This window comes from Plebeiibacterium marinum (genome assembly GCF_026013615.1).
Classification (GTDB): domain Bacteria; phylum Bacteroidota; class Bacteroidia; order Bacteroidales; family Marinilabiliaceae; genus Saccharicrinis; species Saccharicrinis marinus_A.
Genome location: NZ_JAPDPI010000006.1, coordinates 124,021 through 139,348, shown reverse-complemented (window position 1 = coordinate 139,348; position 15,328 = coordinate 124,021). Strand labels below are relative to the sequence as shown.

Here is a 15,328-nt window from a genome sequence, read left to right as displayed (position 1 = left end):
TTTAAATTTATGTTTAGAATTTATAATGATGTTATTTGAACTGTATGTAATACTAATTAATGGTTGTCAAAAGGTAAATATAGTTTAAATTCTGAACCTTCTCCTAATTTGCTTTTTACAAATATATTACCATTGTGCTGTGTCATAATTGCCTTTACATAGCTTAAACCCAGTCCAAAACCTTTTATATTGTGGATGTTGCCTTTAGTAGCTCTAAAAAACTTTTCAAAAGCTTTGGCCTGCTGTTCTTTAGTCATCCCAATTCCATTATCTCTCACCTTTATCTCAATACCTGTTTTGGTGTTTTGGGTGATGATATCAATGACGGGATTCTCTTTGGAGTACTTTAAAGCATTCTCCAGTAAATTAACAATTACATTGGTAAAGTGGACCTCGTCGACATTGAATATGGTAAAGTCTGCCTTTAAGTGACTTGAAATAACTGCAGATTTTTGTTCTGCCAATAGTTGCATTTTAGTAACGGCGTCGTTGATTAAAAGATGAAGATCAATTTTTGTTGGCATAAGCTGAAAATCTCTTTTCTCAATAAGAGACATCTGTAAAACCCTTTCAACCTGGTTGTTCATCCTTTTGTTCTCTTCCTTTATTATTTTCAAAAAAGGCGAAATATGTTCCGGTTTGTTTAAGATCATAGGATTTGCAATATTATCAGTTGCCAGGTTGATTGTAGCTATTGGAGTTTTAAATTCATGTGTCATATTATTGATGAAATCCGATTTTATTTCAGATAATTTCTTTTGGTTAAGGATGATTCGTATGGTGAAAAAGAAAGTAACTAAAATAAAAAGCGTGAAAAGTAATGATGATCCAAATAGTAATCCCAATGATTTAAAAATAAACTGACTCTGATGGGGAAAGTATATATCTAATGCCAAAGGGGACCAGCTTCTCATAATGTCATTAGGAAACAGGTTTGCAACATATTTAAAATCACTATTATCTTTATAATATTCTTTTGAATATATGTTTGTTAATTTGCCGTTGTTTCTATTCAAAATCCCATATTCATATTGAATATCAATTCCTCTGGCGTTTAGTTCATAATCCAAAATTCGGGTTAAGTTCTCGGTATCTATCCGATTAAAAGGATTTGAGCTACGCATATTGAATTCGTAACTTAGCTGGTTAAACATGCTTAGCATATCATTGCTGCCAGAATTGCCCATAATCCTTTTGATGGAATCCTCCATATTTGAAATAACCCGTTCAACTACTTTTACATCATCGGCATTGTTTATGTCTATATTTTCCTGGGTAATTACTACTTGTTTGGGTTCACCATTAGTTTTAAATTCGATATGAGCCTCAAACGTTCCGTTTTGTAAATTAGTTCTTTTTCTTTCCTGGTTTTGGATGATGTTGTCCAGAATATCCTTATTCTCTAATCCCGGTTGTGGAAAATATGGAATTTGTGAAGAATTGGATTTGGTATCAGGTTCTGTGATTGGTGTGCCTGAGCCCGGGAAAAACTGTTGGATGAAGAAGTTGGCATCTTGTTCTTTTTGAACCCTTTGGACTGTAGCATTCAAGGCGTCGTAGATGGTTACTGCAAATCTTTCATTTTGAACTTGTATTGCATTGTTCATCCATAAAAATTGAACAAGAATAATTCCAAGTAATGAAATTCCCATTAAGGCTACTAATCCTGTTAATGACTTTTTTTTCATCGATGCTGTCGTACTTCTTGTTAATGATGTAAATATATATCAAATTCAGAAGTATATTTTTACTTTAACCTTTCCTTAACTGAATTTAACCGCTTTTTAACCGCGAAGCGGTATTGCTGGTGTATCTGTTACGGAGTGGGGTGTGTTATGAAGAAAAAATGGTTGTTTTACTAAAATATAATGTTTTAAAAAAAATAGCCTTGTGATAGAAGATGTGTAAGCTTATATAATCAACTTTTGATATATCAATTAATAACCCTGTCTCTGGTTTTGGTGGCAGGGTTACCCCTGTAAATGGAATAGGCATCCATTGTGCCAGATAATACAGACTGTGTTGCTAGCACAGAATGGCTTTTGCATATTGAATTCAGTGTTACCGTAGATTGAGCTCCGATCCAAACCCCGTCTTCAAAAATTATAGTGCCAATTATTAAATCGAAAGTTGGTTTTTTATAGTCATGGTTTCCGCAGAGTATTAAAACCCCTTGCGACAAGCAACAATTTTTTCCAATTCTTACATTGTCAAGGTTGTCGATCCAGACATTTTCACCTATCCACGTATTTTCGCCAATGGATAATTTCCATGGGTATTTGATATTGACACCGGGTTTTATGACCACTCCCTTTTCTATTTTTGCACCAAAAAGTTTCAGCAACTTCTTTTTAATGCCAGAAGAAGGATTTAAGGGATTAATAAAAAATATTATATTGGTAAAATACCATAATGTCCTTTTAAAGAACCCTCCTGGATTATACCAACTGTTGTCGTATTGTGATAAATCAACTGAATTCATGGTGTTTTTATGTACTAAGTAGTGGTGCCGAAAATTAATAATGCTATTCCAACTAATATTCCTCCTAAATATATGCTTTTTGTTTTAATATTCTTCTCTTTAAACAGATAGGCTCCAAATGCAAAAGCTACAATAACACTTCCTCTGCGCAAGGCGGATACAATAGAAATCATGCTGTCAGGGTTTTGTAGTGCATAGAAGTAAAAGAAGTCGGCAATTAACAGAAAAATTCCGATTAAAGGAATACTCCATCTCCATATAAATGGAGAGTTTTCTTTCCTTTTAGGCCACCAAAGCGTAAGCACAATAGGAACAAATAAAATTACCTGATAAAATGTGAAATAACACTGCACAGCCATCCTGTTTATGTGGCGTAACAGGTATTTATCATACAACCCACTTACTGCACCAAATAATGTTCCTAATATGATAAACCAGATCCATTTGTTGTTTCTGAAAGAAATCCCTTCTGTTTTACCTGCAATAGAGAACATGTAAAAAAATGCAAGGGTTATAACAATACCTATCCACTGATAGGTTGAAAGTTGTTCCTGAAAGATGATGATGGCTCCAACAAGAGTCCATAAAGGACCTGTTGCCCTGATTGGACTCACAATGGTTAAGGGAAGATGCTTTAGTGCGAAAAACGAAAATATCCATGATGTTACAACAATCATCGATTTTAAGAACAGTTTCCCATGTTCTGCTAGTGTTATAGAAGGAATGTAAAAATCATGCGTTGTTGGTATGATGTTGAAATGTGAAACTACCCATATTGGTATATAAATTATTGCGCTACTTATTGAGCTAACGAGTAAAACCGGCAATACTGCATTATTATTTACAGAAACTTTTTTTACTACATCATATATACCCAAAAATAACGCTGAAATAACAGCTAATAACCACCACATTTTGTTTCTTTTTTTTAATGAAGCTGCAAAATTAGAATAATTGGGTGGGTTATGGTAAAGTTATTTGTCAAAAGTTTTGTTATGAAGGCATAAAAACTTAAATTTAAGTAAGGTATATGGTTTATAACTGTTTGGGAATCTGAGAATATACTCTGTTTGGAAATTAGTTTTACTGATTGGTTGTTTGCAATGAATTACGTGTTAATAAAAAATGGTTTCGTAGTTAAAGGAACAGCAATTATAGCTGAAGATATTCTTGTGGGTGGTAGCAAGATTCTCCAGATGGGAATAAACCTGAATACCCCAACAAGTGAAACTCCTGTTATTGATGCTTCCGGAAAATATGTTATTCCCGGAGCAATTGATTTCAACCGTCACTATTTAGATTTAGTAAATAAGGGGACTGACAATGATGAATTGAGGAAGTTAAACCAGGCTCAAATCTTTAATGGAACCACAACCATGATTGATACGGTTGAAGATTGTTACCAGAAGAATTATATATATAATATTTTTAAGGCGAAAGAAAAGTCAAAATCGAACATGATTGACTATGGTTTTCACCTATCATTTTCTGAGCTTAGAAAAAATTCGGCAGAAGCCTTTGACTATAGTTATGTGCATGAGGGCGTGTCATCGTTTTTAATTAGTGTTTCATTACTTAAGGATGAAAATTTAAACCTGCTTGATTCCATATTTAAAAAAGCTTCAGTTCATAATTTACTGGTTATATGTGATTTGAATCTTAGAGATGATTGTATAGGTAATGAAGAAGAAGATAGCCCCTTTGAAAATCCAAATATGCTGGAACATCATTTCAGGGTTTTGACATGTTTAATTGATCTGGGATTAAAATATGGCTGTCCGCTTTTATTCTTGAACATGAAGTTTAAAGAAGAATTGGATTTAATTCAGGATGGAATTGAAAAAGGCGGGGATTTTTATTCTAGTTTACGCTTGTGGTTTAACTTAGGGAATTTAAGTAACGTTAGATATAATGAGCAAGAACTGATTTCAGGGATAGCTAATGAATTTGGTTTGCATCCTATTTTTGAAAATGAAGTATGGTCCTTAATTAAAGAAACCCGCTTTTTAATTAACCCTCCATTGTACAATTTAACAATTGACAATTCTACTTCCGAAGATTTGGTATATAACAGACCGGATGCATATTTTTACATTAGAAATTTTTTAAGTTTACTGTACACTATAGGGGTAATGAAACGTAAAATATCAATGCTTGATTTGGTTGAATTGGTTTCTATAAGACCTTCTAAATTAATGGGGCTGTGGCCGGTTAAGGGCGTGTTGAGTCCTGGAGCTGATGCTGATATTGTGATTTGGAATCCAACTTTTGATCGTAATTTATATTGTTCAATACCCAACTCATCTACAGTGGAGGAGCAGAATGTAAAGTTAAAAGGTAGGGCTGATTTTGTTTTTGTAAAGGGTAAGATGATGTATAATGGCGAAACCTTTTATCCAAGAAAAGAGGATGGTGATTTTATTTTTAGAACGTCTAAAATATATTAGGGAATTGTTTCGGTAACCCGTAAAAAACCTTGCAATCCCCTAATAGATTAAGATTTTTATATTTTTACAAAATATATTTCTCCACCACTTCGGCTACTCCATCATTATTGTTAGAAGAAACAATTATATCGGCTTTGTCTCTTAATTCTGGTGCCACATTGTCCACCCATACACCAAGGCCGGCATATTCAACCATTGTAAGGTCGTTTCCTGCATTTCCAACTGCTATTATTTCTTCTTGATGAATGTTTAATTTATGCGCTAAGCGTTTAATGCTAGCAGCTTTGTCAATTCCTTTAGGCATAACTTCTAAAAAGAAAGGTTTTGAGATGGCAACACTAAGGTGTTTTTTAGTTTCTTTTAGTTTTGGTTCGAAATTTTTTAATCTTACCGGATCATCTAATAAAATACATTTTACTGCCGCTTGGTTCATTTCTGTTTTAAAGCAATCTACCTTGTTAATGTGTAAGCCGGTAAGTTCTTTTTCTATATCAATATATTCAGATTCAGTGTCGCTAATAATTTGGTTGTTTTTGTACGTAAGAATGTGCAGGTTGTTTTCTTTACTAAAATCATGAAGCTCATGAATTTCGTTTTGTGAAAGTGTTTGTTCGAATACAACTATATTGTTTTTTATATCCGTAATTATGGCACCATTGTACGAAATGATAAAAGAACCATATTTTGCAAGTTTTAATTCATTAGCATATTGCATCATGGCTTCAGTTGGCCTTCCTGATGCAAGAATAACAAAAACGCCATTTTCTTGTGCTTCAATTAGTCTTTGTTTATTTCTTTCCGAGATTCGATAATCGTCGGTTAAAAGTGTGTCGTCTAAATCCAACACAAGCATTTTGTATTTCATATACTAAAGTTTAAATAGTAAGCTAAATGTGATAAATAGCTACTCTTGTGGTTTCATAACAAGTCCGCAAAAATATATAAATAGTATGAGAGAGTAACGATAGTTAGCTTTAAAATAGTGTAATGAATTTTAAAATAAGCGTTTGTCGAGATAACCTGTAATACGATTTTTTTTAATAGTTTTGCAAACTGGTAGATACTGGTAGGATATAATATGACAGTAAGAAGAATAATTAAAATAACATCAGAACACTCTCAGGCTAAGTATAGGCAAATTATACAATCTGTTATAAACTCTATTTCAGGAGGAATTTTAAAAAAAGGTGACAAAGTACCCTCTATTAATGAAATTGCCAATGAGTATAACCTTTCAAGGGATACTGTTATGTTGGCCTTTAATGAGTTGAAGGCCCGGGGTATTTTAGGGGCTGTTCCGGGAAAAGGGTATTTTGTAGAGAGCGATAATATTGGGGTTTCATCCAAGGTGTTGTTACTGTTTGATGAACTTAATACTTTTAAGGAAGAACTGTATAATTCTTTTATTGAAAACCTCCCGGATGATACCCAGGTGGATATTTACTTTCATCATTTTGATATTAATGTATTTACCTCATTAATAAAAGAAAGGGTAGGAAAATATTCTGCCTATGTAATAATGCCTGCAAATTTAAACGATATATCACCCGTAATCAGTTTATTACCTTCCGATAAAGTTTATATAATTGATAGAAAAATTGATGAATTGGAGGGTTATCCGGTTGTGTATCAATCTTTTGATGAAGATATGTATAATGGTTTAAACTCTGCTGTTGACCTGCTTAGAAAATATAAAAGAATAAACCTTGTTTACCCTGGAGGTAAAGAACCTAAAGGCTTTTTAAATGGATTTAAAAGGTTCTGTGAAGATTTCAACTTTAAATCTTCGGTATTTGACCAAATAAAAACAAGGCCCATAAAAAAAGAAGAAGTATATATTCTTCCCAATGATAGAATGTTGATTAATCTGGTAAAAAGGTGTTGGGAGAAAAAGTATGAAATAGGAAAGGATGTAGGGATAATTTCCATTAACGATTCTGCATTGAAAGAAGTAGTGGCAAATGGGATTTCTACAATATCTACAGATTTTAAATTAATGGGCCAAACATTGGCAGAATTCGTAGAAAACAAAAAAACAGGAGAGGTTAAGAATGTTTCGAGGTTTACAAAACGTAGCTCTTTGTAATCAATAACTTTTCGTATTTGAAGATGTGATAGCTTTCTATTTGGCAGGGGCTATAAAAAATGTAAAATTTTTATTCGAATAAATTTTTAGAATAAAAAAAATATGTAAATTTGCCTACCAGTACCCACCAGTGTGATAAGGTGAGTTTATCGAAATATAGATAGAAAGCATATAACAATATAAACTTTATAGCAGGAGACTATTAATTTTTAATTACAGAAGAAATGGCGCAATTTAACATGGAGGATCATCCTCATCGCAGATTAAATGTACTAACAGGAGAGTGGGTGTTGGTTTCTCCACACAGGGCAAAACGTCCATGGCAAGGTCAGGTTGAAAAGGTTTCTGAAGAAAAAAGACCAGAATACGACCCAAAATGTTATTTATGTCCAGGTAATGAAAGAATTGGAGGACATTTAAATCCTAAATATACTGAGCCATATGTGTTCGTTAATGATTTTTCTGCACTTTTAAAAGACACTCCGGAAGGGGAGGTGAATGAAGGGTTATTTCAAGCTAAAAGTGAAAGTGGAATTTGTAAAGTAATTTGCTTTTCTCCTCGTCATGATCTGACAGTTCCGGAAATGGAAGTATCAGAGATTAAAAAAGTAGTTGATTTATGGGCTTCGGAATATAAATCAATCGGGGAGAATGAATTTGTAAATTACGTACAGATTTTTGAGAATAAAGGAAGTGTGATGGGGTGTAGTAATCCTCATCCGCACGGTCAGATATGGTCAAATAGTACAATACCAAACGAACCTGCAAAAGAGCAGGTGAGGATGAAAGAGTATTTTGAAAAGAACGGAAGGAGTATTTTAGCAGATTATGTTTCTGCTGAATTGGAGAAGAAGGATCGTATACTATTTGAAAATGATCATTTTGTAGGGTTGGTTCCATACTGGGCAGTGTGGCCGTTTGAAGCAATGATTGTTAGTAAACGTCATGTCACAAACTTGTTGGAATTAACAGAAGAGGAAAAAATGTCATTTGCAGCTGCATACAAGGAATTGACAGTGATGTATGATAACTTGTTTGAAGTTTCTTTCCCTTATTCTGCTGGTATTCATCAGGCACCAACAGATGGAGAGGAACACCCGGAATGGCATTTGCATATGCATTTTTACCCACCATTGTTGCGTTCAGCAACAGTGAAGAAGTTTATGGTAGGTTATGAGATGTTGGGCAACCCTCAACGTGACATTACTGCCGAAACGAGCGCACAAAGGCTTCGTGACCTTTCAAAGGTTCATTATAAGCACAGGTAGTTTTTTGGTTTTAGAGTAAGAGAGGTTACTGTGGTAGGTAACCTCTTTTTTTTGTCCTGTAAAAGGTGTTGTCTATCAAAAAAAACAACAGAAATGTTCAGTTTAAATTGATAATCAAATCTACTGTATTATTTTAGGTTGCATGTTTTAACTTCGTATTTTCACAACATGCCATGAAATTTATTTTTCTTTCTCTATTTGTTACCTTTATTGGTTTTTTTTATAGTAACCTATCTGCTCAAAACAATGCTAAATCCGGTGACTATTATTATAAGGTAAGTACTTATGATAGGGCCATTAAAGCTTATAAGAGAGAATTGCGTAAAAAGAATAATGATAGTCAGATTTTATACAAAATAGTTGATAGCTATCTGAATTCTAATCTTAATCGGGCAGAAGCACTTCCTTTTGTTAAGCAATTAGTAGAAAAGGACCGATCCCCTGAAACCGTTTATCTTCATGCCAAAGTGTTATTTTATGCATATAAGTTCCCTGAAGCTATTTCTGAATTTGAATGGGTTAAAATGCATGTGACTCACGAAGATGAGCTGTATAGACAATCCGGTATTTACATTCAGTGGATTTTAAATGCTAATGCGTATATGGTTTCACCCGTTGATGTCACATTTATTAACCTGGGAAAGAGTATCAATACCAATAAAAGCGAGTTAAATCCATTTGTTTCTGTTAACGACGATAATCTTGTTTATTCAAGTAATAAACGATATTTGTCAAAAATTGGTGCAAACTGCTACAATGTATGCAAGAGTAACCGGTTGAAAAATACCTGGCAAAAAGCTAAAACCCTTAATTATTATGTGAATTCAGGATATGATGAAATTGTTGGGGGATATGCAAAAGATGCCGATAGGTTGTTTGTATTTCATAACCGGGAAGGGAATGAGAAAATCGCTTATGCAAGTCCTGCCGGAAAAATGAAGTATTCATTATTGGAAGATTTTGGTTACCCTATTGATCGTAAGGGGGGGGAGTTTGGGATCTGGTCTTCTGAAAGCTCCGACACCTTAATTTTTGCGGGTGAGAATGATAAAGGAAATACAGACTTATTTTATTCATTAAAACTGCCTGACGGGAGTTATGGAGAGGCAAGGCCAATGTCGGGTTATATTAATACTTCTTATGATGAGAATTTTCCAGTGTTGTGCAATGGGGGTAAAAGGTTGTATTTTTCCTCTAATGGTGAGTTTTCAATGGGCGGATTTGATTTATTTTATTCTGATTGGGATGAAGAGACTAAAGAATGGAGGAGACCCGTGAACCTTGGCTATCCGGTAAACGATGTGTATGACAATTATTCTATTTCTAAACCCCGGGGAAAAAGATATGCGTATGTTTCTGCATTAAAAGACGGTGGTTACGGAGAGAGGGATATTTATAAAGTATTGTTTAAAGAGGAGGAGCCTAATAGTTTGATCCTGCGTTGCAATACTTTTTTGGATACTGATTCCGGAAAGGTACTGCCTCCATTTGTAATCCGTGCAGAACTCAGAGATTCGGTTGATAATAAATTAGTGGGCTCATATAGGGTTTCAGGTGACTCTGCTCGTTTTGTGATGGCAATAATGCCAGGTAAATATCGGTTGATATTTAAAAATGGAGTAAAAGATCTTTACTCATTATATTATGAAGTGCCTGAAATGTGGTATTCTAATGAAGCTTTCAATCAGGAATTTATTATTCCATATAAAAATGAAGAAGAGTAAGAGTGAAAAATAAAGCGTATAAAATTCCTAATAATCTATGTAGATTTCTATTTTCCTGCTATGTTTGTGGTTCAAATTTTTAGTACGATCATAGAGCCATTGTTTATTCGCATAACTGTTGGCTTCAATGGTCATTTTTTGTGAAAAAAGAAAAGCATGAAGTTAAATTTAAAGAACCCGATAGTATTTCTTGATTTAGAAACAACAGGCATTAATGTAGCTACAGATAGAATTGTAGAACTTGCAGCTATTAAAATTAATCTTGATGGTTCGGAGGAGACTCAAAAATTCAGGATAAATCCTGAAGTACATATTCCTAAAAAGACATCGGAAATACATGGTATTTATGATGAGGATGTAAAGGATTGTCCAACTTTTAAAGAAGTGGCTAAAAAGTTTGCCAGGTTTATTGAAGGGTGTGATTTAGGTGGGTATAATTCTAATAAATTTGATATCCCTTTATTGGCTGAGGAATTCATGAGGGCTGATGTGGATATTGATATGAAGAAAAGAAAATTTATCGATGTGCAAACTATCTTTCATAAAAAGGAAAAAAGAACACTTGAAGCAGCATATCAGTTTTACTGCAATAAAGAATTGAAAGATGCGCATAGTGCTGAAGCTGATACAAGAGCTACTTACGAGGTTTTGTTGGCGCAACTGGACCGGTATCCGGATCTAAAAAATGATATCGATTATTTGTCAGAATATTCAGCTCATACAAAACATGCCGATTTTGCAGGGAGGTTGGTTTTTGATGGAGATGGAGATGAGTGTATTAATTTTGGAAAGCATAAAGGTCGTAAAGTAAAAGATGTATTAGTGACTGATCCTGGATACTATGGATGGATAATGCAAGGCGATTTTCCATTATATACGAAAAAGGTTTTCACTACTATCAAACTTCGTGGTTTTAATAATAAGTAGAGTTAAAGATGAAGATAATTTGTATAGGTAGAAATTATGCAAAACATGCCCGGGAATTAAATAATGCTGTGCCTGATGAACCTGTAATATTTTTAAAACCGGATACCGCATTGTTAAGGAACAATCAGCCTTTTTTTGTTCCTGATTTTGCGGAGGATTTTCACTATGAAACGGAATTGGTAGTTAAAATAAACAGGTTAGGAAAAAATATAGGAAAGCAATTTGCTCATAGATACTATGAGGAAATTGGAATGGGAATTGATTTTACGGCAAGAGATCTTCAATTAAAACTAAAAGAAAAGGGATTGCCTTGGGAGAGAGCCAAGGCGTTTGATAGTTCGGCAGCAATCTCTAAAGGCTTTTTGAATAAGAACAGGTTTAAGGATGTGCAAAACCTGAAATTTACCTTGTTGGTTAATGGAGAGGAACGACAGGTTGGCTATACAGGAGATATGCTTTTTAAGGTAGATGAAATTATTTCATATGTTTCGAAGTTTTTTACCTTGAAAATAGGTGATTTAATATATACAGGTACGCCTGCTGGTGTAGGGTCGGTAAAAATTGGAGATCATTTTGAAGTGTTTTTGGAAAATGAAAAGATGATGGATTTCCTGATTAAATAACCACCTGTAACCACAAAGTTTAACCTAGTGTTTCATTACCTCTTTGTGTCTTTTGCATATAATTATATGATCATTAACCAATCCTGCCGCTTGCATAAAGGCGTATATGATTGTAGGCCCCACGAACTTAAATCCTCTTTTCTTCAAATCCTTACTTATAGTATGTGCTTCTTCCGATGCAGTGGGTATTTCTTTCATAGATTTAAAGTGGTTAATGATTGTTTTGTTATTGATAAATCCCCATAAATAGCTGTCAAAACTACCAAATTCATCAATTACTTTTTGATAACAACCGGCATTGGTTATTGTGGCTTTGATTTTAAGTCTGTTGCGAATTATACCTTCGTCGTGTAGAAGGCGCTGTTCATCTTTGTCTCCATATTTTGCAATGATTTTCCAATTAAAGTTATCAAAGGCATTTCTGAAATTTTCTCTTTTGTTTAATATGGTATTCCATGACAAACCTGCCTGGAATGCGTCAAGAACTAAAAATTCAAAAAGCTTTTGGTCATCATGAACGGGGATGCCCCATTCTTCATCATGATATTTTTGCATCAGTGGATTTACAGTTCCCCAGTCGCATGTGTTATGGTTCATAAATATGGATGCGTTTTAAAAAGGCCTTGGTTCATAGGTTAGAAGCAAAGCCTTTCTTGTATTGTTTTAACATTTTAAAGTGCCTGTTCAATAACTTTCCTCTTCATCCAGGTCATCTTCTTCTAATTCCAGATCTTTAATAAAATAATCATCGTTATTAAAGTCTATTTCTTCATCCAGGTCATCGTATATAGATATTCTCTTCGATTTACCAGATTTTGATTTAACGGGTTTAAGTCCATTTCTTTCATCAAATTCATTATAAGAAGATTTGCCATTCTTCTTAATTTGGTTATGTTTTGATTTCATAATAAATAAAACTAAAATTTCACTTTAATGCCTGTTTAATACTTTGTAGGCCATGCAATAAACCTAGGTTAATAATAATGTTGATCTCTTATTTGTAAGTCAATTTAATGTTAAAAAAAATGACAATTTTTAATAAGGCCGAAGAAAATGTTTTCAGCTTTATACTGTCATTTAAAAATTTAATCTTACAAAACAATTGTTAATTGTTTCTAGCTTCATTTAGTTTATTAAATGCAATACATTTAATACATGTCATCCTCATCATAGTAATAATCGTCATCCAAACCATGAAAGCCATCACCAAGTACTTCTCCAAAATCGTCAGCTAATTCATCCTGGATTTTACTATTCTTGTTTCTGTTTGCCACATTTGGGCGGTTGCCACTTTTTCCTTCAAGATCTTCGTATGAAGGAATGTTTGGATTTGTAGTTTTTGCTTTCTTCTCTTTCATAACACTGTCCTCCTATATACCTGATAATATCAATTTGTATTACTGATTTATATATCAATCTTAATTAATTTCTACTTCAATATTGATGAAAAAGTTTACTTTTTTAGATGATTTTTATCAAATTTTAACAATATTTTTTAAATAAGCAAATTTTAAATTTTAACTACATATAATTGCCCTGAGGCATATCTGGTTACTTTGATATTTTCACCTTTATCTATCATGCCGATTTCGGCAACAGCATCATAACTTTCTTCGTTTATTATTACTTTTCCCGAAGGGCGTAATTTAGTTTGCGCAATGCCGGTTGCGTCGACTAAATGTGCAGGTTCTGAGTCTACACTAATATAACCCTCATTGATATCCTGTGTTGTTTGTAAGGCAACTTTTGCAAGAGGGCCCGAAGAAAATAGCTTTTGACTGAGCGGAATTCCAATTAGAAACGATAGAAAAGTTCCGGCTGAAACAATAATGAGTGCCATCAATAATTCTACGGCAGGTACACCTGAAAAATCAAATATTACATTATCAACCAGACTTAGTGTTAGTCCTGTAAAAACCAGTATAATACCTGAAATGCCAGTGATTCCAAATCCGGGAACAACAAATATTTCAAGGGCTATAAGAACAATTCCAATAACAAACAGGATTATTTCCCAGTTAGCAGCCAGTCCGTCAATATAGAGGGGGGCAAAGTATAGTACTGCAGCAATTCCGGATGCCAGTAATGGAAAACCAACACCCGGTGATTGAAGTTCGAAGTATAATCCTCCTATAATGATTAAAATAAGAATGCCATGAAATATAGGATTAGTTAAAAATCCTTTTAACCCGCTATAAAAGGTGGGTTTGTAGGTTATTAACTGATATTCTTTATATCCAAGGATATCGATTACTTCCTTTATGCTTTCTGCTTTTCCTTCGCAAAAACCATTTTTAATGGCTTCGTTTGTTGTAAATGTTAAGATTTTTCCCGTATCAATAATTCCGGCAATATATATACTTTCATCTACCATGGCTTCTGCAATATGAGGATCGCGCTTCCAGATATAGGTTGTGTCTTTTCCGTTAATGATGGTATCGTGGCCATGAGCTTCTGCTGTGGCCCTTATGGTGGAGCGCATGTAGCTTTGGTATTTATCGGGCATCTTCTCTCCGGATTGGTTTACCACTGTTGCGGCCCCAATGTTAGCCCCGGGACGCATGTATATGCTATCGCAGGCAATGGAAATTAAGGCGCCGGCTGATGCTGCATTGTTATCGATAAATACATGAACCGGTATATCTGAGTTTAAGATTTTTGTTCTGATTGAATCAGCAAAAATAACCTGTCCGCCGTATGTGTTTAAATGAAGAAGGATCACATCTGCATTTATTTCATTGGCTTCTTCAAAAGCATTCTGTGTATGGATCCAGGAGGTGCTTCCTATTTCCCGTTTAATATCATATTTGTAAATAACAGCCTGTTGCACTACACTATCAGATTGGGCGAACAATCCGAGTGGAATGAAGAAAAGCAGTAGTGAAAAAAATAAGTATTTATTCATTAGATTTATGATTTATCTTGTTAGTATAAATTTACTTAATAGAGAATAAAATGCAATTTATTTCAGTTTAAATTAATTGTTTTTTCATGATTTATTGATTCGGTTGTGGCTATTGTGGAAGCCACAATTGATATGATTGAGATAAATCCGGATAGGAGTACACCAATATATGGGATCATTAGAACAATGCCGAATACCGAGCCTGTTCCAATTGCTAACCCCTTATGGGTTTTAACAAAGGCAATACTCTCTTTTATGTCTGCTTTTTTTCTTTCTAAAGAAAAGTCGATAAATGAAAATCCATAAAAGTATGATGATATGGCAAATAATGCCAGACTGGAAAACAGGCCAACAATAGGAATAAAGCCTATTATCAGGAATAAAATTGTGAACATCATCTCAATTAAAAAGTTTCGCGTGGCCAGTCTGATACCACGCCATATATCTTTTAAAAATTGTTTAAAATCAAAGGGGAATTCATTTCCTGTAATTATTTTTTCTACTGTTTCAGACAGGTAAGCGAAAACAGGAGATAAAAGCATGATAACGATGTAGCCACCAATATATGCGAAAATGATGACGAACAGGAGCCGGATTACAATATTCATAAAAACAAACAGGACTGAAGATATAAAATTTGATCCCCAGAAATCCCATGAATCCATATTAACCCAATCTGTTAAATACACAAAGCACTTGGTGCTTAATGAAACAGTGGAAGCATATCCTAAAGAAAATAAAATGATATTTAAAAGTAACGGGAATATAAAAAAACACCCGAGTTTGTGTTTTTTTATAAAGTTAATGGCCTTTGAATAGCTATTAAAACCCAGTTGCAACCCTTGAAAAAATGTCATTTGTAAAAT

General features: G+C 33.9%; 15 protein-coding genes. 6 read left to right on the top strand and 9 right to left on the bottom strand.

What is annotated here, in order from left to right; translation table 11 throughout:
- Positions 1 to 56: 56 nt before the first annotated feature.
- From OM074_RS04905 to OM074_RS04895, 3 genes are all read right to left on the bottom strand, one after another.
- On the bottom strand, positions 57 to 1,688 hold the full coding sequence (locus OM074_RS04905) for a sensor histidine kinase (protein ID WP_301198177.1): 1,632 nt from the start codon (positions 1,686 to 1,688) through the stop codon (positions 57 to 59).
- Between the two features lie 245 nt (positions 1,689 to 1,933).
- A complete protein-coding gene (locus tag OM074_RS04900) occupies positions 1,934 to 2,482 on the bottom strand; it encodes a WcaF family extracellular polysaccharide biosynthesis acetyltransferase (protein WP_301198176.1) in 549 nt (182 codons plus the stop codon).
- Between the two features lie 14 nt (positions 2,483 to 2,496).
- Complete coding sequence (locus OM074_RS04895; protein ID WP_301198175.1) at positions 2,497 to 3,396, bottom strand: DMT family transporter; 900 nt, start codon at positions 3,394 to 3,396, stop codon at positions 2,497 to 2,499.
- A gap of 189 nt (positions 3,397 to 3,585) precedes the next feature.
- Between OM074_RS04895 and OM074_RS04890 the strand changes: the two genes are divergently transcribed.
- A complete protein-coding gene (locus tag OM074_RS04890) occupies positions 3,586 to 4,929 on the top strand; it encodes an amidohydrolase family protein (protein ID WP_301198174.1) in 1,344 nt (447 codons plus the stop codon).
- A 64-nt stretch (positions 4,930 to 4,993) separates the two neighbouring features.
- Here the strand turns inward: OM074_RS04890 and OM074_RS04885 are convergent, their stop codons facing one another.
- Positions 4,994 to 5,794: a Cof-type HAD-IIB family hydrolase gene (locus OM074_RS04885; RefSeq protein WP_301198173.1), complete on the bottom strand. Its 801-nt coding sequence runs from the start codon at positions 5,792 to 5,794 to the stop codon at positions 4,994 to 4,996.
- Between the two features lie 213 nt (positions 5,795 to 6,007).
- Between OM074_RS04885 and OM074_RS04880 the strand changes: the two genes are divergently transcribed.
- The 5 genes from OM074_RS04880 to OM074_RS04860 all read left to right on the top strand — a co-directional run bounded on the left by OM074_RS04880 (position 6,008) and on the right by OM074_RS04860 (position 11,557).
- On the top strand, positions 6,008 to 7,015 hold the full coding sequence (locus OM074_RS04880) for a GntR family transcriptional regulator (protein WP_301198172.1): 1,008 nt from the start codon (positions 6,008 to 6,010) through the stop codon (positions 7,013 to 7,015).
- A gap of 224 nt (positions 7,016 to 7,239) precedes the next feature.
- Positions 7,240 to 8,283, top strand: a complete 1,044-nt coding sequence (locus OM074_RS04875) for a UDP-glucose--hexose-1-phosphate uridylyltransferase (protein WP_301198171.1) — start codon at positions 7,240 to 7,242, stop codon at positions 8,281 to 8,283.
- A 173-nt stretch (positions 8,284 to 8,456) separates the two neighbouring features.
- Entirely contained in the window at positions 8,457 to 10,007 is a 1,551-nt protein-coding gene (locus OM074_RS04870) for a tetratricopeptide repeat protein (protein WP_301198170.1), read from the top strand.
- Between the two features lie 156 nt (positions 10,008 to 10,163).
- Positions 10,164 to 10,934 carry a 3'-5' exonuclease gene (locus OM074_RS04865; protein WP_301198169.1) on the top strand — a complete coding sequence of 257 codons (771 nt, stop codon included), beginning with the start codon at positions 10,164 to 10,166 and terminating at the stop codon, positions 10,932 to 10,934.
- 8 nt (positions 10,935 to 10,942) lie between these two features.
- A complete protein-coding gene (locus tag OM074_RS04860; protein ID WP_301198168.1) occupies positions 10,943 to 11,557 on the top strand; it encodes a fumarylacetoacetate hydrolase family protein in 615 nt (204 codons plus the stop codon).
- A gap of 24 nt (positions 11,558 to 11,581) precedes the next feature.
- Here OM074_RS04860 and OM074_RS04855 read toward each other — a convergent pair whose 3' ends face one another.
- The 5 genes from OM074_RS04855 to OM074_RS04835 all read right to left on the bottom strand — a co-directional run bounded on the left by OM074_RS04855 (position 11,582) and on the right by OM074_RS04835 (position 15,319).
- Positions 11,582 to 12,154, bottom strand: a complete 573-nt coding sequence (locus tag OM074_RS04855) for a DNA-3-methyladenine glycosylase I (protein ID WP_301198167.1) — start codon at positions 12,152 to 12,154, stop codon at positions 11,582 to 11,584.
- An 87-nt stretch (positions 12,155 to 12,241) separates the two neighbouring features.
- Positions 12,242 to 12,463 carry a hypothetical protein gene (locus OM074_RS04850; RefSeq protein ID WP_301198166.1) on the bottom strand — a complete coding sequence of 74 codons (222 nt, stop codon included), beginning with the start codon at positions 12,461 to 12,463 and terminating at the stop codon, positions 12,242 to 12,244.
- Between the two features lie 242 nt (positions 12,464 to 12,705).
- On the bottom strand, positions 12,706 to 12,915 hold the full coding sequence (locus OM074_RS04845; protein WP_301198165.1) for a hypothetical protein: 210 nt from the start codon (positions 12,913 to 12,915) through the stop codon (positions 12,706 to 12,708).
- A 152-nt stretch (positions 12,916 to 13,067) separates the two neighbouring features.
- Positions 13,068 to 14,462: an NfeD family protein gene (locus OM074_RS04840; protein WP_301198164.1), complete on the bottom strand. Its 1,395-nt coding sequence runs from the start codon at positions 14,460 to 14,462 to the stop codon at positions 13,068 to 13,070.
- Positions 14,463 to 14,524: 62 nt separating this feature from the next.
- Positions 14,525 to 15,319 carry an EI24 domain-containing protein gene (locus tag OM074_RS04835; RefSeq protein WP_301198163.1) on the bottom strand — a complete coding sequence of 265 codons (795 nt, stop codon included), beginning with the start codon at positions 15,317 to 15,319 and terminating at the stop codon, positions 14,525 to 14,527.
- Positions 15,320 to 15,328: the final 9 nt, after the last annotated feature.

What these genes read in the sequence shown, in the direction of transcription:
- OM074_RS04905 (WP_301198177.1), bottom strand. Translation starts at nt 1,688, where the DNA reads ATGAAAAAAAAGTCATTAACAGGATTAGTAGCCTTAATGGGAATTTCA.
- OM074_RS04900 (WP_301198176.1), bottom strand. Translation starts at nt 2,482, where the DNA reads ATGAATTCAGTTGATTTATCACAATACGACAACAGTTGGTATAATCCA.
- OM074_RS04895 (WP_301198175.1), bottom strand. Translation starts at nt 3,396, where the DNA reads ATGTGGTGGTTATTAGCTGTTATTTCAGCGTTATTTTTGGGTATATAT.
- OM074_RS04890 (WP_301198174.1), top strand. Translation starts at nt 3,586, where the DNA reads ATGAATTACGTGTTAATAAAAAATGGTTTCGTAGTTAAAGGAACAGCA.
- OM074_RS04885 (WP_301198173.1), bottom strand. Translation starts at nt 5,794, where the DNA reads ATGAAATACAAAATGCTTGTGTTGGATTTAGACGACACACTTTTAACC.
- OM074_RS04880 (WP_301198172.1), top strand. Translation starts at nt 6,008, where the DNA reads ATGACAGTAAGAAGAATAATTAAAATAACATCAGAACACTCTCAGGCT.
- OM074_RS04875 (WP_301198171.1), top strand. Translation starts at nt 7,240, where the DNA reads ATGGCGCAATTTAACATGGAGGATCATCCTCATCGCAGATTAAATGTA.
- OM074_RS04870 (WP_301198170.1), top strand. Translation starts at nt 8,457, where the DNA reads ATGAAATTTATTTTTCTTTCTCTATTTGTTACCTTTATTGGTTTTTTT.
- OM074_RS04865 (WP_301198169.1), top strand. Translation starts at nt 10,164, where the DNA reads ATGAAGTTAAATTTAAAGAACCCGATAGTATTTCTTGATTTAGAAACA.
- OM074_RS04860 (WP_301198168.1), top strand. Translation starts at nt 10,943, where the DNA reads ATGAAGATAATTTGTATAGGTAGAAATTATGCAAAACATGCCCGGGAA.
- OM074_RS04855 (WP_301198167.1), bottom strand. Translation starts at nt 12,154, where the DNA reads ATGAACCATAACACATGCGACTGGGGAACTGTAAATCCACTGATGCAA.
- OM074_RS04850 (WP_301198166.1), bottom strand. Translation starts at nt 12,463, where the DNA reads ATGAAATCAAAACATAACCAAATTAAGAAGAATGGCAAATCTTCTTAT.
- OM074_RS04845 (WP_301198165.1), bottom strand. Translation starts at nt 12,915, where the DNA reads ATGAAAGAGAAGAAAGCAAAAACTACAAATCCAAACATTCCTTCATAC.
- OM074_RS04840 (WP_301198164.1), bottom strand. Translation starts at nt 14,462, where the DNA reads ATGAATAAATACTTATTTTTTTCACTACTGCTTTTCTTCATTCCACTC.
- OM074_RS04835 (WP_301198163.1), bottom strand. Translation starts at nt 15,319, where the DNA reads ATGACATTTTTTCAAGGGTTGCAACTGGGTTTTAATAGCTATTCAAAG.